The sequence below is a fragment of the Mycobacterium sp. DL genome, assembly GCF_039729195.1.
GTDB classification, from domain to species: domain Bacteria; phylum Actinomycetota; class Actinomycetes; order Mycobacteriales; family Mycobacteriaceae; genus Mycobacterium; species Mycobacterium hippocampi_A.
In genome coordinates, this window is record NZ_CP155796.1 from 3,312,916 (window position 1) to 3,338,425 (window position 25,510).

The 25,510-nt window shown below is 66.9% G+C and carries 27 protein-coding genes and 1 pseudogene; 12 read left to right on the forward strand and 16 right to left on the reverse strand.

Annotated elements, in window-relative coordinates:
• Positions 1-10: 10 nt before the first annotated feature.
• Positions 11-1,437 (forward strand): annotated as a pseudogene (locus ABDC78_RS15780) (MFS transporter).
• Between the two features lie 4 nt (positions 1,438-1,441).
• Here the strand turns inward: ABDC78_RS15780 and ABDC78_RS15785 are convergent.
• Positions 1,442-1,879: an SRPBCC family protein gene (locus ABDC78_RS15785; RefSeq protein WP_178360197.1), complete on the reverse strand. Its 438-nt coding sequence runs from the start codon at positions 1,877-1,879 to the stop codon at positions 1,442-1,444.
• A gap of 373 nt (positions 1,880-2,252) precedes the next feature.
• Between ABDC78_RS15785 and ABDC78_RS15790 the strand changes: the two genes are divergently transcribed.
• The 4 genes from ABDC78_RS15790 (at position 2,253) to ABDC78_RS15805 (ending at position 6,363) form a co-directional block, all read left to right on the forward strand.
• Positions 2,253-3,374 carry an ABC transporter ATP-binding protein gene (locus ABDC78_RS15790; protein WP_178360196.1) on the forward strand — a complete coding sequence of 374 codons (1,122 nt, stop codon included), beginning with the start codon at positions 2,253-2,255 and terminating at the stop codon, positions 3,372-3,374.
• Between the two features lie 62 nt (positions 3,375-3,436).
• Positions 3,437-4,630, forward strand: coding sequence for a spermidine/putrescine ABC transporter substrate-binding protein (locus ABDC78_RS15795; RefSeq protein ID WP_178360195.1), 1,194 nt, complete (start codon positions 3,437-3,439; stop codon positions 4,628-4,630).
• Between the two features lie 3 nt (positions 4,631-4,633).
• Positions 4,634-5,509 carry an ABC transporter permease gene (locus tag ABDC78_RS15800; RefSeq protein ID WP_178360194.1) on the forward strand — a complete coding sequence of 292 codons (876 nt, stop codon included), beginning with the start codon at positions 4,634-4,636 and terminating at the stop codon, positions 5,507-5,509.
• Positions 5,506-6,363, forward strand: a complete 858-nt coding sequence (locus tag ABDC78_RS15805; RefSeq protein ID WP_178360193.1) for an ABC transporter permease — start codon at positions 5,506-5,508, stop codon at positions 6,361-6,363. Before ABDC78_RS15800 ends, ABDC78_RS15805 begins: the two co-directional genes overlap by 4 nt.
• A gap of 8 nt (positions 6,364-6,371) precedes the next feature.
• Here the strand turns inward: ABDC78_RS15805 and ABDC78_RS15810 are convergent, their stop codons facing one another.
• From ABDC78_RS15810 to ABDC78_RS15820, 3 genes are all read right to left on the reverse strand, one after another.
• A complete protein-coding gene (locus ABDC78_RS15810; protein ID WP_178360192.1) occupies positions 6,372-6,722 on the reverse strand; it encodes a nitroreductase/quinone reductase family protein in 351 nt (116 codons plus the stop codon).
• 26 nt (positions 6,723-6,748) lie between these two features.
• Entirely contained in the window at positions 6,749-7,612 is an 864-nt protein-coding gene (locus ABDC78_RS15815) for an EamA family transporter (protein WP_178360191.1), read from the reverse strand.
• A gap of 107 nt (positions 7,613-7,719) precedes the next feature.
• Entirely contained in the window at positions 7,720-8,544 is an 825-nt protein-coding gene (locus ABDC78_RS15820) for an enoyl-CoA hydratase-related protein (protein WP_178360190.1), read from the reverse strand.
• 40 nt (positions 8,545-8,584) lie between these two features.
• Here ABDC78_RS15820 and ABDC78_RS15825 point away from each other — a divergent pair, with 40 nt between their 5' ends.
• The 3 genes from ABDC78_RS15825 (at position 8,585) to ABDC78_RS15835 (ending at position 11,147) form a co-directional block, all read left to right on the forward strand.
• Positions 8,585-9,508: a LysR family transcriptional regulator gene (locus ABDC78_RS15825; protein WP_178360189.1), complete on the forward strand. Its 924-nt coding sequence runs from the start codon at positions 8,585-8,587 to the stop codon at positions 9,506-9,508.
• Between the two features lie 123 nt (positions 9,509-9,631).
• The gene (locus ABDC78_RS15830) at positions 9,632-10,537 is read left to right on the forward strand and encodes a DoxX family membrane protein (protein WP_178360188.1); all 906 of its coding nucleotides are present in this window, start codon (positions 9,632-9,634) and stop codon (positions 10,535-10,537) included.
• A 106-nt stretch (positions 10,538-10,643) separates the two neighbouring features.
• Positions 10,644-11,147 carry an RDD family protein gene (locus ABDC78_RS15835; RefSeq protein WP_178360187.1) on the forward strand — a complete coding sequence of 168 codons (504 nt, stop codon included), beginning with the start codon at positions 10,644-10,646 and terminating at the stop codon, positions 11,145-11,147.
• Positions 11,148-11,166: 19 nt separating this feature from the next.
• On the opposite strand, the gene ABDC78_RS15840 is transcribed toward ABDC78_RS15835, so the two are convergent.
• Positions 11,167-11,652: a gluconokinase gene (locus ABDC78_RS15840; protein WP_178360186.1), complete on the reverse strand. Its 486-nt coding sequence runs from the start codon at positions 11,650-11,652 to the stop codon at positions 11,167-11,169.
• Positions 11,653-11,775: 123 nt separating this feature from the next.
• Here ABDC78_RS15840 and ABDC78_RS15845 point away from each other — a divergent pair, with 123 nt between their 5' ends.
• Together ABDC78_RS15845 and ABDC78_RS15850 are read left to right on the forward strand one after the other, a co-directional pair.
• Positions 11,776-12,489, forward strand: coding sequence for an FCD domain-containing protein (locus tag ABDC78_RS15845; RefSeq protein ID WP_178360185.1), 714 nt, complete (start codon positions 11,776-11,778; stop codon positions 12,487-12,489).
• Positions 12,490-12,546: 57 nt separating this feature from the next.
• A complete protein-coding gene (locus ABDC78_RS15850) occupies positions 12,547-13,431 on the forward strand; it encodes a hypothetical protein (RefSeq protein WP_178360184.1) in 885 nt (294 codons plus the stop codon).
• A 3-nt stretch (positions 13,432-13,434) separates the two neighbouring features.
• On the opposite strand, the gene ABDC78_RS15855 is transcribed toward ABDC78_RS15850, so the two are convergent.
• From ABDC78_RS15855 to ABDC78_RS15865, 3 genes are all read right to left on the reverse strand, one after another.
• A complete protein-coding gene (locus ABDC78_RS15855) occupies positions 13,435-13,761 on the reverse strand; it encodes a YnfA family protein (RefSeq protein WP_178360183.1) in 327 nt (108 codons plus the stop codon).
• An 80-nt stretch (positions 13,762-13,841) separates the two neighbouring features.
• Positions 13,842-15,842, reverse strand: a complete 2,001-nt coding sequence (locus tag ABDC78_RS15860) for a primary-amine oxidase (protein ID WP_178360182.1) — start codon at positions 15,840-15,842, stop codon at positions 13,842-13,844.
• A gap of 59 nt (positions 15,843-15,901) precedes the next feature.
• Positions 15,902-17,410 carry a carboxylesterase/lipase family protein gene (locus tag ABDC78_RS15865; RefSeq protein WP_178360181.1) on the reverse strand — a complete coding sequence of 503 codons (1,509 nt, stop codon included), beginning with the start codon at positions 17,408-17,410 and terminating at the stop codon, positions 15,902-15,904.
• Between the two features lie 72 nt (positions 17,411-17,482).
• Between ABDC78_RS15865 and ABDC78_RS15870 the strand changes: the two genes are divergently transcribed.
• Entirely contained in the window at positions 17,483-18,187 is a 705-nt protein-coding gene (locus ABDC78_RS15870) for a hypothetical protein (protein WP_178360180.1), read from the forward strand.
• Between the two features lie 8 nt (positions 18,188-18,195).
• Here ABDC78_RS15870 and ABDC78_RS15875 read toward each other — a convergent pair whose 3' ends face one another.
• The 8 genes from ABDC78_RS15875 to ABDC78_RS15910 form a co-directional block, all read right to left on the reverse strand.
• Positions 18,196-18,774 carry a hypothetical protein gene (locus ABDC78_RS15875; RefSeq protein WP_178360179.1) on the reverse strand — a complete coding sequence of 193 codons (579 nt, stop codon included), beginning with the start codon at positions 18,772-18,774 and terminating at the stop codon, positions 18,196-18,198.
• A gap of 26 nt (positions 18,775-18,800) precedes the next feature.
• Entirely contained in the window at positions 18,801-19,892 is a 1,092-nt protein-coding gene (locus tag ABDC78_RS15880) for an LLM class flavin-dependent oxidoreductase (RefSeq protein ID WP_178360178.1), read from the reverse strand.
• Positions 19,893-19,902: 10 nt separating this feature from the next.
• Positions 19,903-20,919, reverse strand: coding sequence for an ABC transporter substrate-binding protein (locus ABDC78_RS15885; RefSeq protein WP_178360177.1), 1,017 nt, complete (start codon positions 20,917-20,919; stop codon positions 19,903-19,905).
• Positions 20,920-20,946: 27 nt separating this feature from the next.
• Positions 20,947-21,642: an ABC transporter ATP-binding protein gene (locus ABDC78_RS15890; protein ID WP_347133104.1), complete on the reverse strand. Its 696-nt coding sequence runs from the start codon at positions 21,640-21,642 to the stop codon at positions 20,947-20,949.
• A 45-nt stretch (positions 21,643-21,687) separates the two neighbouring features.
• The gene (locus ABDC78_RS15895) at positions 21,688-22,485 is read right to left on the reverse strand and encodes an ABC transporter permease (RefSeq protein WP_218621065.1); all 798 of its coding nucleotides are present in this window, start codon (positions 22,483-22,485) and stop codon (positions 21,688-21,690) included.
• A 94-nt stretch (positions 22,486-22,579) separates the two neighbouring features.
• On the reverse strand, positions 22,580-23,290 hold the full coding sequence (locus ABDC78_RS15900; RefSeq protein ID WP_178360176.1) for a hypothetical protein: 711 nt from the start codon (positions 23,288-23,290) through the stop codon (positions 22,580-22,582).
• A gap of 75 nt (positions 23,291-23,365) precedes the next feature.
• Positions 23,366-24,595: an alpha/beta fold hydrolase gene (locus ABDC78_RS15905; protein ID WP_178360175.1), complete on the reverse strand. Its 1,230-nt coding sequence runs from the start codon at positions 24,593-24,595 to the stop codon at positions 23,366-23,368.
• Between the two features lie 53 nt (positions 24,596-24,648).
• The gene (locus ABDC78_RS15910) at positions 24,649-24,999 is read right to left on the reverse strand and encodes a hypothetical protein (protein WP_178360319.1); all 351 of its coding nucleotides are present in this window, start codon (positions 24,997-24,999) and stop codon (positions 24,649-24,651) included.
• Positions 25,000-25,155: 156 nt separating this feature from the next.
• Between ABDC78_RS15910 and ABDC78_RS15915 the strand changes: the two genes are divergently transcribed.
• The gene (locus tag ABDC78_RS15915; protein WP_178360174.1) at positions 25,156-25,494 is read left to right on the forward strand and encodes an RNA polymerase-binding protein RbpA; all 339 of its coding nucleotides are present in this window, start codon (positions 25,156-25,158) and stop codon (positions 25,492-25,494) included.
• Positions 25,495-25,510 lie beyond the last annotated feature (16 nt).

Genomic DNA, 25,510 nt, shown 5'->3' on the forward strand with positions numbered 1-25,510 from the left:
CGATCCGCCGGTGAAGCGCCCGCGTCTGCTGGTCGTCGGGCTCAGTGTGGTGGTGCTCACCGTCGCGGTGCTGCAGACCGCGGTGGTCCCCGTGCTCGGCGTGATCGCCGACCAGCTCGGCGCGTCGATGGTCGCGGTCAGCTGGGCTGTGACGGCCAACCTCCTGGCGGCCGCCGCGGCGACGCCGTTGATCGGACGCCTGGCCGACCTGCACCGCAAGAAGCGGGTGCTGCTCGTGGTGCTCGCAGTCGTGCTGGTCGGCTCACTGCTGGCCGCGACGACGTCATCGCTGGCGCTGTTGATCGTCGCCCGGGTGCTGCAGGCGGCGTCGTTTGCGCTGTATCCCATCAGCATCGCCATTCTGCGCGAGGAACTGCGACCCGACCGAATGGGGTCGGCGATGGCGGTGCTGTCGGGCACCCTGGGGTTCGGCGGTGGCATCGGACTGGTGGTGGTCGGGCTGCTGATGAGCGGCGACGCCGGATATCACCGCGTCTTCTGGCTCACCACGGCGTTCACGGTCCTGGTCCTGGCCATCGTCGTGGTTCTGGTCCCCGACCGGCCGCGGAGCACCACCGGGACCATCGACTGGGTCGGTGCGGTGGGTCTGGCCGTCGGGCTGTCGGCGGTCCTGCTCGCCATCACCCAGGGCAACTCGTGGGGTTGGGGTTCTCCCCGGACCCTCGCCTGCGCCGCGGGCGGGGTCGTCGTGCTGATCGGTTGGTGGGCGTGGGAGAAGCGGGTCCCCCGGCCGCTGGTCTCGATCCGGATGTTGTCCCGGCGCACCATGCTGTTCACCAACCTCGCGACCATCTTCGTGGGCATGGGCCTGTATTTCGCCTTCCTCGGCCTGACGCAGTTCGTCCAGATCCCCCGCGACGTGGCCGGGTACGGGTTCGGGGCGACCGTGCTCGAGGCGAGCGTGATCTATCTGCTGCCCGGTGCGCTCACCGGTTTTGTCGTCGCGCTGATCAGCGGCCGCTTCATCGACCGGTTCGGCGCGCGGCCGGTACTGATGGTCGCTGCCTTCGCGGGGATGCCGGCTTCCTGTTCATCGCGTTCGCGCACACGTCCCCGTGGCAGGTGATCACCGCGAGCATCCTGGCCAACGCCTACATCGCGCTCGGCTACGGAGCGCTGCCTACCCTGGTGGTTGGCGAGGTCGCCGCAGGTGAAACCGGGGTTGCGACGAGCATGAACGGCATTGCCCGCACCGTGGGAAGCTCCACCGCCGCCGCGTTGGTCGCGGTGCTGCTGAGCCACACCACCCTGGCGGGCACCCCGAGCGAGAGCAGCTTCGTCGCGATCTTCCTCGGCGGCGCGGCCACCGCAGCGTTGGCGATGGTGCTCATCGCGCTGTCCAAGCAGCCGACCTCGCGCGTCGACTCGGCGGAGGCACGCTTCGAGTCACGCGCGATGAATCACGAATGGGGCTGACGAATCAGCGCAGCGCTGCCAGATTGCGCACCGAGCGGCGGACGTCACCCTGGATGACCCTGGCGACGACACCGCCTATCGGGGTGTTGAGCAATCCGCCCGACAGTTCGGCCAGCACCCGGAACCTGGACTCGTCCTTGCCGCCCGCAGCGGGTTCGACCTGCATCGTCAGCGTGATCTGCACCCCGCCGCGGCCGGTACCGACAAGCTCGATCTCCTTCGGCTCGTCGTAGCGGGTCACCCGCCAGTTGATGACGTTGCGAAACCCCTTGACCTTGATCAACGACGCCACCTGGGTGTCGACGTCGATGACCGAAGGCACCTCGCTCTTCCAGCCGCCGAAAATCGTGAGCCACTCCCCGAAGCGCCGCAGATCCGAGGCCAGCTCCCAGGCGTGTTCCGGACTGAGCTCAGAAGTTACCGCCACGTCGACCGATGCCATCCGTCCTCCCTACCCCAGATCAACGCCCGGGTAAACGGCTACGCGATCAGCGGGGCCATTCCGGCGCATCGCCTGACCATCACTGCGAGACTGGAGCGGTCAAGATCACAGTGCCGACGGACGTCTGCGTCGGCCAACTCCCCATGCACTGCGCTGCGCTGATTCCTACGTTTTCGGCCGAAATGAGTGCGGGATTCCATTGTGGATATGTAAATTCGTTGCGGAATCGCTTGCGAAGGGCCGCGCTATCCGCGAAGGTTTATCCACAGCCCCTGACGGCTGCTCCTGAGGAGGACCTGCTCTGACCGGCACACACACCACCGCTGTAGACCACACGGCGGGATCCGAGACCACCCGCGCCAAGGGCGGTCCCGTGATCGAGATCGACCATGTCACCAAGCGCTTCGGCGACTACGTCGCGGTTGCCGATGCGGACTTCTCCATCGCGCAGGGCGAGTTCTTCTCGATGCTCGGCCCGTCGGGATGCGGCAAGACGACCACGCTTCGGATGATCGCGGGGTTCGAGACTCCGACCGAGGGTGCCATCCGCCTCGAGGGCGCGGACGTCTCGCGGACACCCCCGAACAAGCGCAACGTCAACACCGTGTTCCAGCACTATGCACTGTTCCCGCACATGTCCGTGTGGGACAACGTCGCCTACGGCCCGCGCAGCGCCAAGAAGGACAAGCAAGAGGTCCGCAAACGCGTCGACGACCTGCTCGAGATCGTGCGACTGAGCGATTTCGCCGAGCGCAGGCCAGCCCAACTGTCCGGCGGCCAGCAGCAGCGGGTGGCCTTGGCGCGGGCGCTGGTGAACTACCCCAGCGCACTGCTGCTGGACGAACCGCTGGGGGCGCTGGATCTGAAACTGCGTCACGCCATGCAGTTCGAACTCAAGCGGATTCAGCGCGAGGTCGGGATCACGTTCATCTACGTGACCCACGACCAGGAGGAAGCGCTCACGATGAGCGACCGCATCGCGGTCATGAACGCAGGCAACGTCGACCAGATCGGTAGCCCCACTGAGATCTACGACCGCCCCGCCACCGTGTTCGTCGCGAGCTTCATCGGCCAGGCCAACCTGTGGGCAGGCCGCCAGACCGGCCGGGCCAACCGCGAGTTCGTCGAGGTCGATGTCCTCGGATCGACGCTGAAAGCACGGCCGGGCGACACCACGATCGAACCCGGCGGCCAGGCCACGCTGATGGTGCGCCCGGAACGCGTGCGGGTGACCATGGACTCCCCGACCGGCGACGTGGCGGGCGTCCGCGCAACGGTGTCCGACCTGACCTTCCAGGGGCCGGTCGTGCGACTGTCGCTCGCGGCGCCGGACGACTCGACGATCATCGCGCACGTGGGACCCGAGCAGGATCTGCCGATGCTGCGACCCGGAGACGAGGTCTTCGTGAGCTGGGCCCCCGACGCATCGCTGGTCCTGCCCGGCGCCGACATCCCGACCACCGAAGATCTCGAGGAGATGCTCGACGACTCCTGACGTCTCACCGATTGCCGAGCCCGATCCCCCCATCTCTGGAGCCGACGAAAGGCACAGTCGCCATGTCCCGTGATCTTCCCTCCCCCATCGACCGTCAGCTGATGGCCCGACTGACCGGGAACCGGACGTCCCGGCGCCGCTTCATCGGAGGCAGTGCCGCGGCCGCGGCCGGCCTGACGCTCGGCTCGTCGTTCCTGGCCGCCTGCGGATCCGACAGCGGCACCTCGAGTGCCCCCACCGATGACGGCGGTCCCGCCAGCGGGACGCTGCGCATCTCGAACTGGCCGCTGTACATGGCCGACGGCTTCATCGCCGAGTTCCAGACGGCGTCCGGGATCACGGTCGACTACAAGGAAGACCTCAACGACAACGAGCAGTGGTTCGCCAAGGTCAGGGAGCCGCTGTCACGCAAACAGGACATCGGTGCGGATCTGGCGATCCCGACGTCCTTCCTCGCGGTGCGTCTGCACCAACTCGGCTGGCTCAACGACATCAGCGACGAGGGTGTGCCGAACAAGAAGAACATCCGCCCCGACCTTCTCGAGGCCAGCGTCGATCCCGGACGGGTGTTCAGCGCGCCGTACATGTCGGGTCTGGTCGGTCTCGCCTACAACCGCGCCGCCACCGGGCGCGACATCTCGACGATCGACGACCTCTGGGATCCCGCCTTCCGCGGTCGGGTCAGCCTGTTCTCCGATGCGCAGGACGGCCTCGGCATGATCATGATGTCGCAGGGCAACTCGCCGGAGGATCCGACCACCGAGAGTGTGCAGCAGGCCATCGACCTGGTCCGTGAGCAGAACGACATGGGCCAGATCCGCCGCTTCACCGGCAACGACTACGCCGACGACCTCGCTGCGGGCAATATCGCTGTGGCACAGGCCTATTCGGGTGACGTAGTGCAGCTCCAGGCCGACAACCCGGACCTGCAGTTCATCGTTCCCGAGTCAGGCGCAACCACGTTCGTCGACACCATGGTGATCCCGTACACGACGCAGAACCAGAAGGCCGCCGAGGCGTGGATCAACTACGTCTACGACAGGGCGAACTACGCGAAGCTGGTGGCGTACGTGCAGTACGTGCCGGTGCTCTCGGACATGACGGAGGAACTGGCGAAGATCGATCCGGAGGCGGCCAACAACCCGCTGATCAACCCGCCCGCGGATGTCCTTGCGAGGTCGAAGGGTTGGGCGGCACTGACCGACGAGCAGACGCAGGAGTACAACACCGCGTACGCCGCCGTCACCGGCGGCTGAGACATGGCCGGTGTCGCCACCAGCAGTCGGCAACGGAGCAAAATCGCCCCGTACCTGATGGTCCTGCCGGCACTCGCGTACCTCGGGATCTTCTTCGTGGTGCCGTTCTTCTCGCTGGCGCGGACGTCGTTGTCGGAGACGGGCGGGTCGGTGTTCATGCCGACGTTGACGTTCGCCTGGGACTTCGGCAACTTCACCGACGCGGTCGTCCTTTACCAGGAACAGATCATCCGGTCGTTCGGCTACGCGTTCGCCGCCACGGTGTTGTGTCTGTTGCTGGCCTTCCCGCTGGCTTATGTCATCGCGTTCAAAGCTGGACGCTTCAAGAACCTGATCCTCGGTCTGGTGATCCTGCCGTTCTTCGTGACGTTCCTGATCCGCACGATCGCGTGGAAAACCATCCTCGCCGACGAGGGCTGGGTGGTGACCGCACTGGGTACCGTCGGCCTGCTACCCGACGAGGGGCGGCTGCTGTCCACGAGTTGGGCGGTGATCGGCGGCCTGACCTACAACTGGATCATCTTCATGATCCTGCCGCTGTACGTCAGCCTGGAGAAGATCGATCCGCGACTGCTCGAGGCGTCCAAGGATCTGTACTCCACCGCTCCACGGAGCTTTCGGAAAGTGATCCTGCCGCTGGCGCTGCCCGGCGTCCTCGCGGGCAGCCTGCTGGTGTTCATCCCGTCCGTGGGTGACTTCATCAACGCCGACTACCTCGGCAGTACGCAGACGACGATGATCGGCAACGTTATCCAGAAACAGTTCCTCGTCGTCAAGGACTACCCCGCAGCCGCCGCGCTCAGCCTCGGGTTGATGCTCACCATTCTCGCCGGGGTACTTCTCTACGCCCGCGCGCTCGGCACCGAGGACCTCGTATGACGACTCAAGCAGGTGCCGCCATCGCCACCGCGGCCGAGCAGCCGCCCCCGGCCAAAAAGGTCAGATCCCGGCGCAATTGGGGTGATCTGCTGTTGCGCATCGTCGCCGCGCTGGTACTGGTGTATCTGTTCCTGCCGATCTTCGTGATCATCTTGTTCTCGTTCAACAAGCCCGTCGGCAGGTTCAACTACACCTGGCAGGGTTTCACATTCGAGAACTGGGCCGATCCGTTCAAGTACCCGCCGCTGACCGAGGCGCTGCAACTCAGCCTCAACGTGGCCGCGGTGTCCACCGCGGTTGCCCTGGTGCTCGGCACCCTGGTGGCGATCGCGCTGGTGCGCCAGCGATGGCGCGGGCAGCGTGCGGTCGACACATTCCTGATCCTGCCGCTGACGGCGCCTGAAGTCGTGATGGGCGCGGCGTTGCTGACCCTGTTCCTGGACCTGAGCTGGCCCGCCGGTTACACCACCATCCTGATCGCGCACATCGCTTTCGAGGTCAGCTTCATCGCGATGACCGTGCGCGCCCGGGTCCGTGGTTTCGATTGGACGCTCGAGGACGCATCGCTGGACCTGGGCGCCGGCCCGGCGCGGACGTTCTTCAAGGTCACGCTGCCACTGATCGTGCCCGGCATCGTCGCCGCCGCGATGCTGTCGTTCGCGTTGTCGCTCGACGACTTCATCATCACCTACTTCGTCAGCGGCCCGGCCGTGACCTATCCGCTGTACGTCAATGCGGCGGTCAAGGCCGCGGTGCCACCGCAGATCAACGTGCTGGCGACTGCGATCCTGGTGGTGAGTCTGCTTCTGCTGGCATTGGGAACCTTGTGGCGGCGCAAGAAGTTCCAGGGCTGAGCTGCTCGCTACACCCCGCTGACCGTCACCTTCACCCGTCCGCGCTCATCACGGTGGGCCACGGCGTGTGCCTCGCGGTCGGCGCCGTCGAAATCGACCAGGGTGATGGGCCCGCCGTCGCCGGTGAAATTGCGCCACCAGGTCTTCGAGTCAGGCGTCATGACCCGGATGATCACTCCGCCGTCCGACCGCCGGTAGTTGACCGGCGTCTCGAACAACTTGCCTGAACGCCTCCCGGTGTAGCGGATCAGCACCATGCTGCGGCGCACGAATCGACCGATCACGGGCGCGTCGATCAACCGCTCCGCACCGGAGTTGACGACACCGACGACGGGCGAGTTGAAGATTCCACGGGGCATGGAGACCAGGCTAGCGACGTTCGGGTTCAGCTGACTTCGAGCGGCACGACGGTCCTGGCGCCGGTGCGCGCCGCGCCGACACCGGCCGCGACCACGAAGACGATGCCGACGACCGCCAGGGCGCTCGGAACCTGGCCGAGCACGGTCAGCCCGATCACCATCGCCAATGCCGGTTCGAGACTCATCAGGGTGCCGAAGGCAGCCGCGGTGAGCCGCCGAAGCGCCAGCAGTTCCAGCGCGAAGGGCACCACCGGCAGCAGAATCGCCAGGCCGACTCCGATCAACAGGATCTCCGGAGACATCCGGTCGAAGACGGCGGGGCCGACGGTGAGTGTCGCCACCAGTCCGGCGACGGGCATCGACACAGCCAGACCGTTGATCCCCGCAACCTCGTCACCCACCCGCTGGGTCAGCAGGATGTAACCCGCCCAGCACACAGCGGCGGCGAGCGCGTACCCGACACCCACGAGGTCGACGGTGCCGCTCCACGGCTGGGTCAGCAGCAGAACCCCGATCGCCGCCACACCGGGCCACAGGAAGCGTGCCTGGCCGCGGCCGCGGGCGACGGCCACACCCAGAGGACCGAGAAATTCCAGCGCACTAGCGGTGCCCAGCGGTATGCGGTCCAGCGCGGCCATGAACAGCAGGGTGATCGCCGCGGTGACGACGCCCAGGAGCACGCACATCAGAAAGCTGTTGCGGGTGAAGGCCGCCCGGCGCGGACGCACGATGACCAGCAGCAGGACCCCCGCCCACGCGAGCCTCAGCCACGCCGCACCCTCGACACCAATGTCGTCGATCAGCGAGACGGCGATCGCGAGGCCGAATTGCACGCACACCATGGATCCCAGCGCCATGAAGGCGCCGGTGCGGGCCTGGTCGGTGGTCACCCCTGCATTGAACGGGACCAGGACCGTTCAGGTCCACGTGATTTCTGCGGACATACCGTTCGGAATCACCGAACGGTATGTCCGCAGCCAACGATTCTGGGGTCCGGTCAATCCGACCGAATGTCAGGCAGTGACGCCCACTCCCGAGACACCGACAGCGTCCATCGCGGTGCCCGCCGCTCCAGAAACGCCGTCACCCCCTCGCGGGCATCGGGCGTACCCATCACCCGTTCGTGCAGTTCGGTCTCGAGGCGCGCCACGTCGCGCGGCTGATACCCCTTCGCCATGGTGTCCCACAGCAGTCTCTTGCTCAGCGCTGCCGACATCGGCGCCACGTTGACAGCGATGTCGCGTGCGACCGCCATCGCCTGATCCAGCACGTCGGATGCCGGCACCGCCCGGGTGGCGATGCCCATCGTGGCCGCTTCGGCGCCGTCGAAGGTCCGCCCTGTCAGCAGCAGGTCCGCGGCCACTGTGCCGCCGACCAGATGGGGCAGTGTCCAGTGCGACATGCAATCACCGATGACACCGCGGCGGACCTGTGCGACCGCGTATCTGGCGTCGGTGGCCATGATCCGGATGTCGGCCTGCAGCGCCATCGTCAACCCGATGCCGATTGCGTGTCCGTTCACCGCCGCGATGACCGGCGTCCGCAGTTCGAAGGCAGCAGGATTGATCGGTGACGCCGTGAAACCGGCTCCGTCGGAGTCTTTTTCGAACGGGTTCGCCGATGCGGCGAAGTCCGCGCCGACACAGAACGCCTCGCCCGCCCCGGTGAGGACGATCGCGCGGATCTCGTCGTCGTCGTCACATCGCCGGTAGGCACGGCCGAGTTCGTCACCCATCGTCGAGGTATAGGCGTTGCGCCGCTCGGGCCGGTTGAGGGTCAGCAACGCGACGCCGTCGGCCTTGGTGACAGCGAGGTCGGTCATGTCGCGAACCTACCGGCGCACTTGTGGGCAGAATCCACAGGTGGACACTCGACGGCTGGAACTGCTGCTGGCGCTCTCCCGACTCGGCTCGATGCGGGCAGTGGCCGAAGCACATCACCTCACCACCTCGACGGTCTCCCAGCAGATCGCGGCGCTGGCCCGCGAGACCGGCTCCGCGTTGATCGAGCCCGAAGGCCGTCGCGTACGGCTCACCCCGGCAGGGCTGCGACTCGCCGATCACGCCGTCACGATCCTGGCTGCCGTCGACAGCGCACGCCTGGCTCTGGACCCGGACGCCGAACCTGCGGGCACGGTGCGCATCGGCGGGTTCGCCACCGGGATCCGGGTGTCGCTGCTGCCGATCGTCGCCGAACTCGAGGCACGGCATCCGGCCGTGCATCTCATCATCAGCGAGTACGAACCGATCGAGGCGTTCACCCTCCTCAGCGGTGACGACCTGGACCTCGCACTCACCTACGACTACAACCTGGCGCCGGCGTCTCCGAGCGCCGCCCTCGAGGCGGTACCCCTGTGGTCGATCGGGTGGGGACTCGGTGTCCCGGCCGGAGCCGCGCACCCGGGCAGCGACATCACCGCGTTCGCCGATTCGACCTGGATCGTCAACTCGCGCAACACTGCTGACGAGAAGGCCGTTCGTACGCTGGCATCGCTGGCGGGTTTCACCCCGACGATCGCGCATCAGATCGACAGCCTCGACCTGGTCGAGGACCTCATCGTCGCGGGTTTCGGGGTCGGCCTCCTGCCCCTGGGTCGGCCCACCGGCCCCGGTGTCACGGTGCTGCCCCTGCGGGAACCCGAGGTGATTCTGACCGCATATGCCGTGACGCGGCGCGGTCGCACCGACTGGCCGCCGCTGCGCGCGATCCTCGACCACATGCGCCCATCGCGGGTCGAAGAATTGCGCCGCCCGCGGTGGCCCCGCCCGGAAGCTGCCCGCCGGTGACGAGGGCGTCCGGGGAGGTCCCCTCGATCGCCGGCGGCCCGGCGCCTAGGCAGTTCGACGACGGCGTCACGTCGCCGCGATATGCCGGGTTTGCGGCGTGATCACTCGGGGAACACTGGCGCCATGTTGATCCGACGCGTTGCGCGCCCCATGCTGTCCGCAGTCTTCATCTCGCGCGGGGTGGATGCCCTGCGAAGCCCGAAACCGGCGGCCGACGCGACCCGCCACACCCTCGAGGGACTCAGCAAGCTGCCCGACCCGGTGGGCACCAATGTTCCGTCGAATGCCGAGACGGTGGCACGGGTCAACGCCGCCGTACAGATCGGTGGCGGACTGCTGCTCGCCACAGGCAAACTGCCCCGCGTCGCGTCCGCGGCCCTCGCGCTGAGCGTGGTGCCGGGTTCACTTGGCGGACACGCTTTCTGGAACGAGGTCGACCCGCAGCGCAAGGCCGACGAACGACGCGCGTTCGTCACCGACGTCAGCTTGATCGGCGGCTTGATCATCGCTGCGCTGGACACCGAGGGCAAACCTTCGCTCGGTTGGCGTGGACGGCGCGCAGCGCGCAAGGTGTCGGCCGCGGTCACCTCCGCACTGCCGGTCGGAGCTGCCGCCGGCGGTTCGCTGGCCGACAGCCCGCTTGCCGAGAAAGTGGGCCACGGGCTGCATGTCGGTGCGGAACGTGGCAGCAAGCTGGCGCACGTGGCCCGCGAGCGCGGCGGTGAATTGGCCGAGGTCGCCCGCGAACGCGGCGGCGAGTTGGCCGAGGTCGCTCGCGAACGCGGCGGCGAGCTGGCCGAGGTCGCCCGCGGGCGTGGCGTTGAGTTGGCCGAGGTCGCACGTGGCCGCGGCGCCGAGCTGGCCGAGGTCGCCCGCGAACGCGCCCCCGAACTGGCCGACGCCGCCCGCGGTCGCAGCGCCGAGTGGGCCGAGTTGGCCCGCGATCGCGCCGAGTTGGCACGTGAACGCGCCGCCGCTCTCGCAGACACCGCGGAGACCGAGGTCAAGAAGAAGCACCGCCGGCGCTGAACCCCGGCGGGGTTTCGCTGGTTGCCGCTGATATCACCCCCGCGACGGCGGGCCGCTCGGTACGGTGAGGTCGCATCGCCGACTTCGCACAGAGAGCGGACCCACCATGACGAGCGATTACCCACCCCCACCTCCGCATCAGCCCGGTCAGTACGGGTATCCGGGTTCGTATCCGCCGCCCGGCGGAGGCTTCCAACCAGGCGGTCTCGGCCTGCGGTTCGCCGCACGCATCATCGACGGTCTGATCGTCGGCATCGTCGGGGGCATCATCGTGTTCGCGATGGGCACGGCGGACAACATCATGGTCACCGGCTTGTTCACCGGCGTGCTGTCCTTCGCGTACTACGTGGCGTTCGAGGTGTCGCAGGGTTGGACGCCCGGTAAGAAGCTGCTCGGCCTGAGCGTTCGCGGCCCGGCGGGAGCGGCGAAGCCGGACGTCAAGCAGTCTGCGATCCGCAACTCGTGGACTCTGTTGCCGATCATCCCGATCATCGGCGGCCTGCTCGGTGTCGTAGCCATCGTCCTGATCGCGGTGACGATCAACGGCAGCCCGACCAAGCAGGGCAAACACGACGAACTCGCCGGCGGCACCCAGGTGGTCAAAGGCTGATCAGCCCTCGACGTAGTGATCAGCCCTCGACGTAGGCAGCCACGATGGCATCGATGCTCTGGTCGACGTCGATGCGCACACCGCGCTCGTCATCCCCCAGCGGTTCGAGGGTCTCGAACTGCGAGACGAGCAGGGATGCGGGCATGAAATGCCCGGGGCGGCTGGCCTGCCGTCGCCCGATGACCTCGGGTGTCCCCTCGAGGTGGAGAAACTCGACTTCCGGGCAGTGACGGCGCAGTTGCTCCCGATAGGCACGCTTGAGTGCCGAGCAGCTCATCACTCCTCCGTCGACGCACCTTTCGGCGAGCCAGTGGCCGATCGCTTCGAGCCACGGATATCGGTCGTCGTCGTTGAGCGCGTGCCCAGCCGTCATCTTCTCGATGTTGGCCGGCGGGTGGAAGTCGTCGGCATCGGCGAACGGGACCCGCAACCGCTGCGCGAGGGCTGCGCCCACGGTTGACTTTCCTGAGCCGGAGACTCCCATGACCACGATGGGTGACGCCACTTTCACCACCTACTCTATTGTGTCTGACATCACACAGAGTGCCGCAAAAGTCAGATTATTGCAAGCAGATCACGAAATCATCTGTCTTATTTCGCGCAGCAAACGCTATGACAACATGTAAGCGTGCATCCGGAACCTCACGGCAGCGCTTTGCACAACAGCCTGCTGACCGCACTGGGCACCGCCATCGTGTCCGGGGTCTACCCACCTGGGCAGGTCATCACACTCGACAGTGTCAGCGCTGAGCACAAAATGTCGCGCAGTGTCGCCCGCGAAGCGATTCGGGTGCTCGAGTCGATGGGCATGATCGAGTCCCGCCGGCGGGTGGGCATCACCATCCAGCCGTCCCACAAATGGAATGTGTTCGACCCCAGGCTGATTCGCTGGCGGCTGGAATCCGGAGACCGCGCAGTTCAACTGCTGTCCCTATCCGAACTCCGCAAGGGATTCGAGCCGGCTGCCGCCGCGCTGGCGGCCCGGCGCGCCGACCCGCACCAGTGTCGGACCATGGCCGCCGCGGTGTCGGACATGGTCGTGCACGGCCGCTCGGGAGACCTCGAGGCGTATCTGCTCGCCGACAAGATCTTCCACCGGACCCTTCTGGAGGCGAGCGGCAACGAGATGTTCCGCGCGCTCAACGGCGTGGTGTCGGAGGTCCTCAGCGGCCGTACCCACCACGGAATGATGCCCGAAACACCGAATCCCGTAGCCATCGAACTCCACGACGAGGTCGCGCGGGCCATTCGGATGAAGGACGAGTCCGCCGCGGAGAAGGCGATGCGGGCCATCATCGACGAAGCGGCCTCGGCCGTTGCCGAGGAAGCCCCGCAGTCCTAGCAGCGGTCGATCCTGTCCCCCGGGCGATCTCGGCGTCACGCATGATTGACTGCCGGAGTGGACAGAGAACCCATCCTGGCCCGTCGCCTGTTCGATCGCATCGAACCGGTCCACGCCGTCACGTACTTCGCCCCCGAAGCCAGATCCGAACTCGACGGTCTGGGTTATCGCGGGTTCTGGATGGGGTACTTCGCGGCTCGCTCGGCGCCCTTCGGGGTGGTGCCCGCGGAGGTCGTCACGGCGGCGTTCTACAACTTCGCTCCACACCGGGTGGCCAAAGCACTTCCTGCAGCATGGGACATCGCCGCACCGGACGAAGCCCTGCAGGCCCGGCAGCGGTCGGCCGTGGCGGCGTTGCGCCGGTACGGGGTGACCGACGACGGGGCCGCCGATGCGGCCGATCTGGCTGCGAAAGCCGCGGCGCACAGCGACATCGGCGGCCGCCCTGTCTACGCCGCCAACCGGTCCCTGGGCTGGCCGGACGAACCCCTGGCTCGGCTCTGGCATGCGGCCACCCTGCTGAGAGAGCACCGCGGTGACGGTCACGTCGCAGTGCTCACCGCAGAAGGCGTGTCCGGACGGGAGTGCAATGTCCTCCACGCCGCGGCGGGTCGGGTTCCCGAGGAGATGATCAAGCGCAGTCGCGACTACGACGACGAGCAGTGGGAGTCACACCGCGAAGCCCTGGAGCGACGCGGACTGCTCGACGCTGCCGGCGAACTCACCCCCAGCGGCCGCGCGCTCAAGCAACACATCGAGGACTCCACCGACGCCCTTGCACTGCCCACGCTCGACGTGCTGGACGACAGCGAGGTCGAGACCCTGTTCCGCGCGCTCACACCGATCACCAGGCTGACGGTCGCCGGCGGCGACATCCCTGCGGGCTCGCCGATGGGACTGAGTCGCGACGATCTCGAAGACGACAGTTCCCAACTGGTCTGAGGATCACCGCGGGCCGTACATGATCAGCGCCACGCCGATCAGCGAGATCGCAGCGCCCAGGACGTCCCAGCGGTCGGGCCGGAAACCGTCCGCCACCACGCCCCAGATCAGCGACCCGGCGATGAACACTCCGCCGTAGGCCGCCAGTACCCGGCCGAAGTTCGCATCCGGCTGGAAGGCCGCGACGAACCCGTAGGCGCCCAGCGCGATCACCCCTGCGCCCATCCACAACCACCCACGGTGCTCGCGCACCCCCTGCCACACCAGCCAGGCGCCACCGATTTCGAGGAGCGCGGCGAGGACGAACAACACGATCGATCTGACCACCACGGCTCCATCGTGCCGTGGGCGTGCGAAGAATCCTCGGTCGGGACCGCGTGTCGTCCGCAGCCGCACCGCTGGGGATGGGGTCAGTGGTGAGCGCTGGTGCTCGGGGTGTGGCAGGCGTCCGGCGGTGCGCCCATCACGTCCAGTGCAGGGTTGCGGTCGAAGAACCCGAACGGTTTGAGCCAGAACGACACCACATCGACGGGCATCACCGGCCAGTCCTCTGGCCTGGTGATGTGGTGGATTCCGAACACGTACCACATCACGACATCGGTGTTCTCGATCGCGCGGTCGGCAGACGTCCACCGCGCCAACCCGGTGTCCCGGGATGACTGGTTGACGAATTCCCCTGCAGGCCAACGCTCGTCGGGCTCATTCGGAGTGACCCAGAGTGTGTGGCCGATGACACTGGCGCGTTCGAGCACCGGCGAGCCGGGTTCGAACATCGGCGGGATGGCACCACTGGGGACGAGCTTGTACGCCGGATGGGCGCCGATGCCGGTCACCACATTGGGGTTGACCACCTTCCAGGCCCGCTGTGTCGCGAAGTTCACGTCCTGCTTGGCCTCGCCCTCGGTGCGCAACGGAGTGTTGGCCACCACCAGCGACAGCCCGTGCGGGTTGTCGGGGCCGATCGGCTCGGCATAGGACTCGGACATGACCACGGTGTTGTCGCTGCCGTCGATGTCCATGTCCAGCCGGGCGACGAGGAAGTGCTGATGGAACGGCGCGTAGGTGCGTTCGTCGACCAGGGTGCCGTTGGGGTTGGGCGCGCCCGCAGGCAGCGGAGTGGTCACCATGATGCCCGTCGCACGGACCTCACACTCGATGTTGCCGTCCTGGTAGAGCCGCCAATAGACCAGGTATTCGTAGTTGGCGACGGTGACGTGGAACGACAGCGTGAGGCGACGCATCCTGCGCACCTCGGCGCCGATGTCGTGGTCGACGTGCTTCCACAGCACGGCGTTGTCTTCCTCGTGAATGCAGATGGCATTGGTGATGGTGTACGGCTCACCCTTGCTGTTGTGCAGGACCGCGTCGAGATAGCGGATCTCCCCCAGACAGTCGCAGCCCAACGCCAGGGAGGTCGTCATGAACCCCAACCCCCACTCTCCGATGTCGAAGGCGGTGCGCCGGTAGTGGTCCGGTGACGGGTCGCGGTAGGGAACGATCATCTCCGCGAACGACATCCGGTGCGCGATCGACCGGTCGCGGTCGCCGTCGCGGTAGCGCACCGAGTGCAGCGTCATGCCTTCGCGATGGTTGAACCCGACACGCAGCGACCAGTTCTGCCAGCGCACCAGGTTGCCCTCGACGGTGAACGAGGGACCATCGGGTTGGGTGATGTGCAGAGGTTTGAGGGGTTCGCGATCAGTCGCCGCGCGAATCCGCTCGGGGATGTGGCCGGGAACGTACTCCCCCATCACCTCGGGAACCGTCGCCTCCCCCGTGGCGAACGGGCCACCGTCCTCGATTCGCAACAACTCCATCGCGTTCACGTCGACGACGCAGTGCAGGCCGCTGACCAGTCGGGCATAGGGGTTGGCTCCAGGTGCCGCCTTCACCCAACTGTCCGACCAGCCGATGCGGCGGTCCCGAAACTCCGGTGGCGCGACAGCATCGCCGTAGGTCCAGGTGTCGAAGAACACCATGTCGATGTCGGTGATTCCACGACTGCGCAACGCTGCGAGGACGTCTGGATGTGACCTCAGCAGTTGATCACACTCGAGGAACTCGTCGACGGTGAAGTTCGCCTGCACTCCGGGGATGTGCTCGAAGGCTTCGACGCGGTCGTCGGTCAGCGACAGCACGCTCTTGTAGGTGGCGTTGTCGGTGCGGTTGAAGCAGATGGCCTCTGCGCGGCGGGGTGGCCTGGCCCCCCCGCCCTCGAACGCGGCCAATTCCGCCTTGGAGGGTTCGATGAGTTCGATCGACGCATAACGCCAACCCAGATCGGCGCCTGACGAGGGGGCGGCGCGGACGCCGTACTCACGCTGCAGCATCGCAGCAACCGCTCGGAACTCGTCGGCACTGAGCGGGTCGAGGGGGAAGTCGACGGACTGCGAATCATCGGGCTGCGACACGTCCTAACGCAACCACATCCACGGCCGGACGGCACGATTATTCCGCAAGTTCGACGGCCTCACCGGGAGGCCAGAGAGAACCCTTCCCACGCCAGTCGCCGATGGGAGTGCGGGTCGAACTCCACCCGACGCCGCCGGTCCAAGACCATCACCGCACGCTCGTCGCTGGTGTACTGCGGCCAGTCCGCGCCGGGTACGCCGCCGTCGGCGAACGCCAGCCAACGGGACTGGACATCGTCGCTGACCTTGCGCGCGGCCCTCGAGTCCACCCCTGCGGTCAGCAGCATCCCGAACCGGGAGCGGTAGACGTCGAAAACCGCCAGCAACTCGGTGGCGTGGGTGGCGCCCATGCCCGCGATCTGCAGTGCCCTGGTCGCGAAGTCGAAGCGGTAGACGTGGGTCGGCGCATGCCTGCTGTGGGCCTGGGCGATCTGCCAGACGGCCGAACCGAAGATGAAGTCCGCCCCGAGCCGCACGCATGCCGCAGCCGCCGGGTAGCCGGGATAGGCGGCGGTGATCCGCTCGCGGTCGGCGGGATCGGCGTGCGCCAGCAGGCGTTCGATGGCCGGTTCGTTGGTGGGAAGCAGCTTGAGGAAGCGCGTGAACAGCCGGCCCTCATCGGCGTTGGTCCCCACGATGAGCGGCACCGGATGCGCCTTGCCGCTGCGCATCGCGTCGACGGGATCCATTGGCAGATAGTCGGTCTGGGACGTGGGCCCGATCGCGAATGCGCCCAGCATATCCCGCTGCCCTTCGATGATGAGCCGCTCGAGAGCGTTCACCAGATCCGCGGGTCGCGCCGCCAGGAGTGTGTGCGCGGCGTCCTGCTCGCTCGCGTCGAGTTGTCGGGCGAACCTGGTGGCGTACTCCGCGGCCACGTCGGCGCTGCGGACCATTCCGGTGGGCGGGCTCTCTGAGATCGCTTGGGCAAAAAGGCCTTTGGCTGCCGGAGTGGCGAGCAGGGTGGCCACGGCATGGGCGCCGGCACTCTCACCGAAGATCGTCACATTGTCCGGATCACCGCCGAAGACCGCGATGTTCTCCCGGACCCAGCGCAGTGCCATCACAAGATCGCGCAGGAACAGATTGTCGTCGATGGTGATCTCGGGGGTGGACAGCGAGGACAGCTCCAGGCATCCCAGGGCCCCGAGACGGTAGTTGACCGAAACGTAGACGCAGCCCCTGCGAGCCAGGGACGCACCGTCGTAGATCGGTGTCGCCGAGCTGCCCAACATGTAGCCACCGCCGTGGATGAACACCATCACGGGAAGCGGGTCCTGCTGCGGTTCTTCCGGTTGGACGACGTTGAGCGTGAGGCAGTCCTCGCTCATCGGCTGGTACTTCCCGGGCGCGAGGAGGGTGTACATCCGCTGCTGGGGTGCGCAATGGCCGAACCCGTGGCAGTACCGGACTCCCGGCCACGGCTGTACCGGCTGGGGTGCCCGGTAGCGCAACGGTCCCACCGGTGCCTTGGCGTAGGGAATCGACCGCCACCTGTTCACGCCGTCCCGCGTGAAGCCCTCGATCGTGCCCGAGGCGATCTTCACCCGGACGGTTTGCTGGTGCATTCTCTCGACGGTAGCGAACTCTCGCCCGCCCGCCTGGCCGGCATGTGCGTGTCGGGCCGCTAGCCTGGCGGAATGCGAATTGCAGGCCTGATAGCGGCCACTGCGCTGGTTGCGGCCTGTTCTCAGTCGGTGGGCGGAGATGCCGAACCATCGAGCCCATCCCCGTCGGCGCCGCTGAGCAGCGCTCCGACGACCACGACGGGCACCGCTCCAGCGCCGGGAGCCGCCGGTCAGGCGCCCGGCCGGAGCGCAGAGATCGAACAGGTCATCGCCTGGATCGAGGCGGGCACGCCCGCCGATCCGGGTGCCCACCATGTGGCGTTTCGCGACGGGGTCACGACACAGCTGGGCGACGACATCGCGTTCACCGCCCCGTCGGGCGCGTCCAATGACACGACACAGTGCATGACCGATTCGACCTACAACGGCGGCGCGCTGACGTGCCTCGTCGAGCTCGAGTCCCCATCACCGCGCCCCGCCGACGGGGAGGGCATGTGGAAGGCCGGGTGGATCGACTATCCGGGGACGAGCGTGCAGATCGGATCCCTGCACGGGGATCCCGGCCCGTTCGTCAAGGGCGTCGGCCCACAGTTGGCCGAGGGCCAGTCACTGACCTTCGCCGACAACCGGTGCCGCAGCGACGCGTCGGGGCTGTTCTGCGTGAACTACGCACATCGCTCTGCTGTCCAGATCAGCGCCGGCGGCCTTGTGCCCTTCGGATGCCTACGGCCTGTCACGCCGCCACCGCCTCAGACGGGGGCGGCCTTCCGCTGCTGACACCGGGATCACGGTGTTTCGGTGCGAGCCTTGTCCCTGGCCCGTTCGGGATAGATCTGGGTCATGCCGACTGCGCCGATGATCACCACCACCGGGATGACGGCCTTGGTCCAGTGCACCGTCGACGGCGAGGCGACGGCGACAAACCCCAGTACCGCGATGAGCGCGAACACCAGCGCCCACATCAGCGTCAGCACCTGGTTGGTGCGGCGGAAGGCGGTCTGCTCCCATTCGTGGCGCGGCGCGGACTCCGGCGCATACTGCGCAGTGAAGGGCTCGAACGCCAGCGATCCCAGGGCCATGATCGCCAGCACCCCACTGGACAGCGTCGTCGCGTGGGTGTCCATCCAGTCGCGGTCGGCCGCGCCGATGACCATGCCGGCCACGGTCACGCCGGTGAAGAACACGACGGTGACGATGTCCAGAAGTCGCAGACCACCGAAACCCGCCGACACCCCCATGATCAACGCCGCCAGCACCGCGCAGATCGCGCCGAACATCCACGTACTGGGACCGTCGGCGACGACCCAGTAGACGATCCAGGGGATGAATCCGATGACCGGGCTGCGTTCGAACCATTCGTCCACGTCTCACCTTTTACCCGATGCAGCGGTCAGGCGAGACCTTTGCGCTTCAGGATGGGCAGCACCCCTTCGGCGAACCAGTACGCCTCCTCCAGATGTGGGTAGCCGGACAGGATGAATTCGTCGAACCCCACCGAGTGGTATTCCGCGATGAGGGTGGCGACCTCGTCGTGGCTCCCGACGAGCGCGGTGCCGGCGCCGCCACGCACCAGCCCGACGCCCGCCCAGAGGTTGGGGTAGATCTCCAGGCTGTCGATGCGGCCGCCGTGCAGCGCGGTCATGCGCCGCTGTCCCTCGGATTCCGAGCGCGCGTGCAGATCGGTGGCCTTGGCGATCTGTTCGGGGGTGAGCTCGGAGAGCATGTCGGCTGCCACCGCCCACGCCGCTTCGGAGGTGTCGCGGCTGATGGTGTGCAGCCTGATGCCGAAGCGCACCTGACGGCCGCGCTGTTCGGCGAGCCGGCGGACCTCGGCGATCTTGGCCGCCGCAGCTTGCGGCGGCTCACCCCACGTGAGATAAACGTCGACGTACTCGGCGGCGATCGGCAGCGCCGCCGCCGATGATCCGCCGAAGTAGATCTGCGGCAACGGATCCGGTGCAGCGGACACCCGGGCGTCGGCCACATCGTAGAAATGGCCTTTGAAGTCCACGGCTTCCTGACGCCAGATCGAGTTGACGATGTGCAGGAACTCGCCGGTGCGTGCATAACGCTCGTCGTGGCCGACCCAGTCTCCGAACCTGCGCTGCTCGAGGTCGTCGCCGCCGCTGACGATGTTGAGGAGCACCCTGCCTTCCGAAAACCGTTGCAGGGTGGCGGCCTGCTGTGCGGCCAGGGTCGGGGGCACCAGGCCCGGCCGGAACGCGACCAGGAATTTCAGCCGCTCTGTCTCGGCGAGCAGCGCCGACGCGGTGAGCCAGGCGTCCTCACACCAGGTACCGGTCGGGGTCAGGACGCCCTCGTAGCCCAGGCGGTCCGCGGCGCGTGCCACCTCCGACAGGTACCTGCGGGTCGGTGCGCGGTAGTTCGCCGGGACCGTGTGATGCGACGACGCGTGCGACGCGCCGACGATCGAACGGCTGTCGCCGTTGGTGGGAAGGAACCAGAAGAATTTTGCGGTCATCACATTGCTCCTAATCGTCGGACAGCAGCAGAGGGCGCAGCGTCTCGTTGAATCGGCGATCAACCCAGTTTTCGAATTCTGGTGCCGGAGAGGCGATCTGACCTGACTCGGCGAACAGGTCGGCGATCTCCTGCTCGGAGGCCACGACCTCGTCGTCGAGCTCGGTGGGCAATCGCACGCTCCGCGACTGCGACACCTCCGCCACCTCGAGGTCCAGTCCCACGGCGTTGGCGTAGCTCTCGGCCCACTGCCGGGGGTTGTCCCTGGCCCATCGTGCAGCTTTTTCGTACCGCACCAGCAGATCCGCCAGGGCGGTGTTGCGCTTCGGATCAGCCAGCGCCTGGTCGGAGGCCACGCCGAACCAGTACCCGTTGGTGACGTCGCGGGCCTGGCCGATGCTGCGGACGGGCAGTTGCTCGGCGGTCTGTGCGGTGTACGGGTCCCAGATCGCCCACGCGTCGGCCTGGCGCTGGGTGAACGCGCCCAGCGCGTCGGCGGGCTGAAGGAACACCAGTTTCACGTCTTCGGGAGTCAAGCCGGCGTTGTCGAGCTGCGCGAGGACGTGGCCGTGCGCTGAGCTGCCCTTGCCGACCGCAATGCTCTTGCCGCGGAGCTGATCGATGGAGGTGATCGGTGAATCGGCGAGCACCAGGATCTGGTCACCGATGCCGCCACCGTCGTATGCCGAGACCACCTTGATCCTGGCATTGGAGGCCGCTCCGAAGATCGGCGGCGTGTTGCCGGTGATCGCGAAGTCGATCTTGCCCGCGGTGGCGGCCTCGACCTGCGGCGGCCCGGAAGTGAACGTCGAGAAGGCGACCTGGTAGGGCAGATCGTCGAGAGCCCCGGCAGCGCGCAGCAGTGATTCGGTACCGCCTTTCTGGTCACCGACCTGCAGGGTGAGGTCGGCCAGCTCCGACAACGGAACCGTTTCGGGAGCCTCCCGTGCACCCGAGACGTCCTCGCGTGACACACAGCCGGTGAGCAGCAGGCTCACCAACGTGATGACGGCGACGACTCTGGACATGGTTATCCCCTTTTTGTGGATGGCTTCTCAGATCTGCACGCCGAGTTTGTCGAGCAACTCGGCTCGGTCGGCGGCTGCGCCGGGGTCACCGGGGAGCCGCCTGGGATGGTTGATGTCGAGCGTATGAACGACCTCGCCGCCCTCCAGTACCAGCACCCGATCGGCCAGGCCGACCGCTTCGTCGACATCGTGGGTTACCAGCAGGACGCCGCAATGGTGTTGTCTCCACAGGTCGAGCAGCAGCTTTCGCATCGATAGTCGTGTCAACGCATCCAGCGCTCCGAAGGGTTCGTCGAGCAGCAGCAACTCGGGTTCGGCCACCAGTGCGCGAGCCAGCGACACCCGCTGCGCCTGACCGCCGGACAATGTCAGTGGCCACGCGCCCGCTCGGTCACCCAGGCCGACAGCTGCGAGTGCCCGTTCGGCGCGCGGCACTGCTTCGGATTTCGGTAGCCGACTGCGGGTCAGTCCGAAGGCCACGTTGGTGCGCACGTCGCGCCAGGGAAACAGTCGCGGTTCCTGGAAGGCCAGCGCCGGCGCACCCGCGACGTGCCGGTCGCCGGTGTGATCGGTGGACAGTCCCGCCAGTACGCGCAGCACGGTGGACTTGCCGGAGCCACTGCGCCCGATGAGCGCGACGATCTCGCCGCGTCCGACCCTCAGAGACACGTCGACGAGAACATGACGTTCGCCGTACCACTTGTTGACGCTGCGCAATTTCACCCGCGGCCAACGTCGTTGAATCGGAACGGTGTTCGGAGGCGACGGTCATGCGCGGTACCTCAACGCCCGCTGTTCGAGAGCGCGCACGACGGCGTCGGTGCCGATTCCCAACAGCGCGTAGATGATCAGCCCGAAGATGATGATGTCGATGCGGAGAAAATCCCGCGCATTCATGATCAGGTAGCCGACCCCCTTGTCCGCGTTGATCTGTTCGGCCACGATCAGGCTCAGCCACGCGATCGCCAGGGACTGCCGGACACCTACGAGCACCTGCGGCGCCGCACTGGGCACGATGATCGACCGGAACCGCTGCCAGAACGAGAACCCCAGAACCTGAGCGGTTTCGAAGAGCTTGGGGTCGACCTGGCGGATCGCCGAGAAGGTGTTGAGATAGAGCGGGAAGCTGACTCCGAGGGCAACCAGTAAGACCTTGGGCAGCTCCCCGATACCGAACCAGACGATGAACAGCGGGATCAGCCCGAGGTGCGGCAGCGCCCGCACCATCTGCATCGGCGGATCGATCGTGGCCTCGCACCATTTCGACAGGCCCACCGCGGTTCCCAGCGCGACACCGATCACACCTCCGAGCAACAATCCCTCGAGAACCCTGATCCCCGACACCGCGAGCGCATCAACGAGCTGGCCGTTCCTGATGAGTTCGATTCCGGCTTCGGCGATGAGCGACGGTGCAGGCAGCACGTCCTGCGGGATGAGGCCGAAAGCACTACCGGTCTGCCACAGCGCCAGGATCACAAACGGTGACGCCAGCCGGATCAGTCCCCATTTCTGGTGCGCCCAAATGCCACTCGTCACAGAGAGGTGTCGCGGCGGCGGTGCGGCCAGGTCGGCGGAGCTCGTCACAGTGAGGGACGCTACGGCCCCCGACCCGACCGGTGAAGCGTTTGACTCTGGATGAGGCGAAGACCGCCCCCGCTCCTCAGCCCAAGCGGAACGTACCGGTCACCAGCGTCGGAGACACGGGCGTGCCGTTGATGCTCGACTGCGGTGCGCCGCCCTGGGGGAACTCGATCGGTCCCGCCGGTGTCAGGTTGCGTCTGGGGCGCACGTCGTTGCGGACATCGAAGTCGCTGAACTCATCCAGATTGAACGGGTCGAAGTTTCGGTCACCCTGGGTGAATCCGCCGAACTGCACCCCCGTCGCCGACCCGTCGGGGCGTACGACCCAGGAGGCCCGGACACCGTCGGACTCGGCGGTGTACATGCCCGCCAGACCGGATACGGCGTTGGCAGTGAAGTCGTATTCGACCTCGTTCATCGTGACCTCACCGGTCACCGCGGTACCGTCGAACTCAGCCTGGAGGTTGTCACGGAATCGGGACTTGACGTCGACCCGGCCGTCGGTCTGATTGCCGAAGAACCAGGCTTCGTCGTCGGTTCCATTGCAGGCGTACGCGGCGATCTCGGCGCCGTCCACGCTGATGCCGATCGTCATGGTCCGGCCGTCAGCGGAGGTCATGTCGGCCATGTAGCGCGCCGAGGCCGGGAACGGCGCCTCGGTCGAGGTCGCGGGCGCGGGTTCGGCAGGTGACGTGGTTTCAGTCGATGAGCCGCCCGAGCAGCCCGACAGAGTGCCCAACGCGGCGAACGCGCTGATGCCGACCAGCAGTGAGCGTGTGTGTTTTCTCATGTGAGCAGCATGAACGCGTGCCGGGAGTCGCGCATGGAGATTGTGTGGAGATTGTGTGGAGAACCGTCAGTCGGCTCAGGCCAGGAACGCCTCGACTTCGTCGCAGAACACCCGCCAGGCGGGTTCGGTGGCTGTGAGCAGATGGTTGTTGCTCGACAGCGCGACCAGATGCGAGTCCGGGATCAGGGCCGCCAACTCCTCGCCGTAGCGCATCGGAACACGATGGTCGTCGCGCGAATGCAGGATCAGCGTCGGGCATGCAACCCTGCCTGCCTGATCACGAATGTCGATGCGCGCGAACTCTTCCAGGAATCGGACCGCGTTCTCCGGGGAGGTGGTGCGCCGCTGCAGCTGGTCGAATGCGGCCCAGTCCGCGCGGGTGCCGTCGGGGATGAACTGGGCGGCGAACACCTGACGGAACGCCGGGTCGTCACGCCCCCAGCCGACCCGGGCGAGATCGAGATCAAGTGCAGCAGCTCGCTTTTCGTCGTCGGTCAACGCCCGCACAGCGCGTCCCCGAGCGTAGGCACCGGACAGCACCAGCCGGGTCACCCGCTCCGGATGGCGCGCCGCGTAGGCAACGGCGACGGCCCCGCCCTGGGAGACCCCCAGCAGCGGGAATCGCTCCACCCCGAGTGCCTCGACCACCGATTCGAGGTCGGCAACCCAATCGTCGAACGTGAAATCCTTCGCATCCCAGTCGGACAGGCCACAGCCACGCTCGTCGTAGCGGATGAATCTGTGCCGTCGCGACATGTCGCGAACCCAGTGCCGCCACACCGGACTCTCGATGTCGTAACCGAGGTGTGTCATCCAGTTCGCGGCCCGCACCAGCGGTGGCCCCTCCCCCGACACCGCGTAGGCCAGGCGCACCCCGTCGCCGGCACGGCAGAAGGCGATGTGCTGGCGCGGAAGCTCAGGCTCGGGTTCCGGAGACGGCGCCTCCGCGGGCTCGATCTGCAACGTGCCGACGAACTGGTAGCCGCGACCCCGCACCGTGCGGATGTAGCGCTGGGACTCCCCGTCGTCGCCGAGCGCGCGCCGGACCGCTTTGATGCGGCTGGTCAGCGCTGCCTCGCCGACGAACCGGCCGCCCCACACGGCGTCGAACAACTCTTCCTTGCTGACGAAGCGCTCGTGATTGCTCAACAACTGGGTGAGCACGTCGAAAACCTGGGGTTCGACCCGGATGACCGTGTCGCCGCGGCGCAGCTCGTACCGACCGGTATCGAGCACGAAGTCGTCCCAGCGCCACGATCGCGGGTGTGCAGCGGACGAGGATGACGCAGCGCTGGACACGGTCACCGACACCCCATCGCCAGGTGGACAGATCGCGCTAAGCGTACCGCCGAAACGCGTTACCGCCAGCCGTCGGCCGCCCGGGCCACCTGCATCAGCGCACCGCAGAGCTGCAGCAGTTCATCGCGGTCGGCTCCCTCGTCGATCGCGGTCGCCATGTCCTCGGCGGCGCACCTCACCTGATACACCCGATCGGACAGTTCGGCGGCTTCCTCTGCGGTGAGCACCACCGAGTCGGCGGGCACCGAGGTGCCTTTGATCTGGGCGCGCTGCTCGTAGGCGCGCTGGCGACAGGACTGCCTGCAGTACTGCCGCCGTCGACCCAGTCCGCTGTCGGCGACCTCCCGGCCGCACCACCGGCAGCTCTGGGGACGTCTGCGGGTCGTGCTGAGGGGCGCCTGAGCCGTCACAGAAGTCACGAGCCCGACTGTAAACCGCGAGCTGCACCGATCCCGGTATCATTCGGGGTCGCGTCGGGAACTCTACGAGGGACCTCTGCGTTGAACATCGGTCCACATTCGCCTCCGGCGAAGCCCGGACGAATTGTATTTATTGAGGAGTTGACGATGGCTGATCGTGTTTTGAGAGGCAGTCGCCTCGGAGCTGTGAGCTACGAGACGGACCGCAACCACGACTTGGCGCCGCGTCAGGTAGCCCGGTACCGCACGGACAACGGCGAGGAGTTCGACGTCCCGTTCGCCGACGACGCCGAGATCCCCGGCACCTGGCTGTGCCGCAACGGTATGGAGGGAACCCTGATCGAGGGGGACGTTCCTGAGCCGAAGAAGGTCAAGCCGCCGCGCACCCATTGGGACATGCTGCTGGAGCGCCGCTCAGTCGAGGAACTCGACGAACTGCTCAAAGAGCGCATGGACATCATCAAGACCCGTCGCCGGGGCAGCTGAGCAGTCAGCCGCCGCG

Coding starts and splice junctions, on each gene's coding strand:
- ABDC78_RS15805 (WP_178360193.1), top strand. CDS start 5,506: ATGACGACTCAAGCAGGTGCCGCCATCGCCACCGCGGCCGAGCAGCCG.
- ABDC78_RS15820 (WP_178360190.1), bottom strand. CDS start 8,544: ATGACCGACCTCGCTGTCACCAAGGCCGACGGCGTCGCGTTGCTGACC.
- ABDC78_RS15880 (WP_178360178.1), bottom strand. CDS start 19,892: ATGACCGCAAAATTCTTCTGGTTCCTTCCCACCAACGGCGACAGCCGT.
- ABDC78_RS15800 (WP_178360194.1), top strand. CDS start 4,634: ATGGCCGGTGTCGCCACCAGCAGTCGGCAACGGAGCAAAATCGCCCCG.
- ABDC78_RS15795 (WP_178360195.1), top strand. CDS start 3,437: ATGTCCCGTGATCTTCCCTCCCCCATCGACCGTCAGCTGATGGCCCGA.
- ABDC78_RS15785 (WP_178360197.1), bottom strand. CDS start 1,879: ATGGCATCGGTCGACGTGGCGGTAACTTCTGAGCTCAGTCCGGAACAC.
- ABDC78_RS15870 (WP_178360180.1), top strand. CDS start 17,483: ATGCGAATTGCAGGCCTGATAGCGGCCACTGCGCTGGTTGCGGCCTGT.
- ABDC78_RS15835 (WP_178360187.1), top strand. CDS start 10,644: ATGACGAGCGATTACCCACCCCCACCTCCGCATCAGCCCGGTCAGTAC.
- ABDC78_RS15865 (WP_178360181.1), bottom strand. CDS start 17,410: ATGCACCAGCAAACCGTCCGGGTGAAGATCGCCTCGGGCACGATCGAG.
- ABDC78_RS15915 (WP_178360174.1), top strand. CDS start 25,156: ATGGCTGATCGTGTTTTGAGAGGCAGTCGCCTCGGAGCTGTGAGCTAC.
- ABDC78_RS15885 (WP_178360177.1), bottom strand. CDS start 20,919: ATGTCCAGAGTCGTCGCCGTCATCACGTTGGTGAGCCTGCTGCTCACC.
- ABDC78_RS15830 (WP_178360188.1), top strand. CDS start 9,632: ATGTTGATCCGACGCGTTGCGCGCCCCATGCTGTCCGCAGTCTTCATC.
- ABDC78_RS15900 (WP_178360176.1), bottom strand. CDS start 23,290: ATGAGAAAACACACACGCTCACTGCTGGTCGGCATCAGCGCGTTCGCC.
- ABDC78_RS15810 (WP_178360192.1), bottom strand. CDS start 6,722: ATGCCCCGTGGAATCTTCAACTCGCCCGTCGTCGGTGTCGTCAACTCC.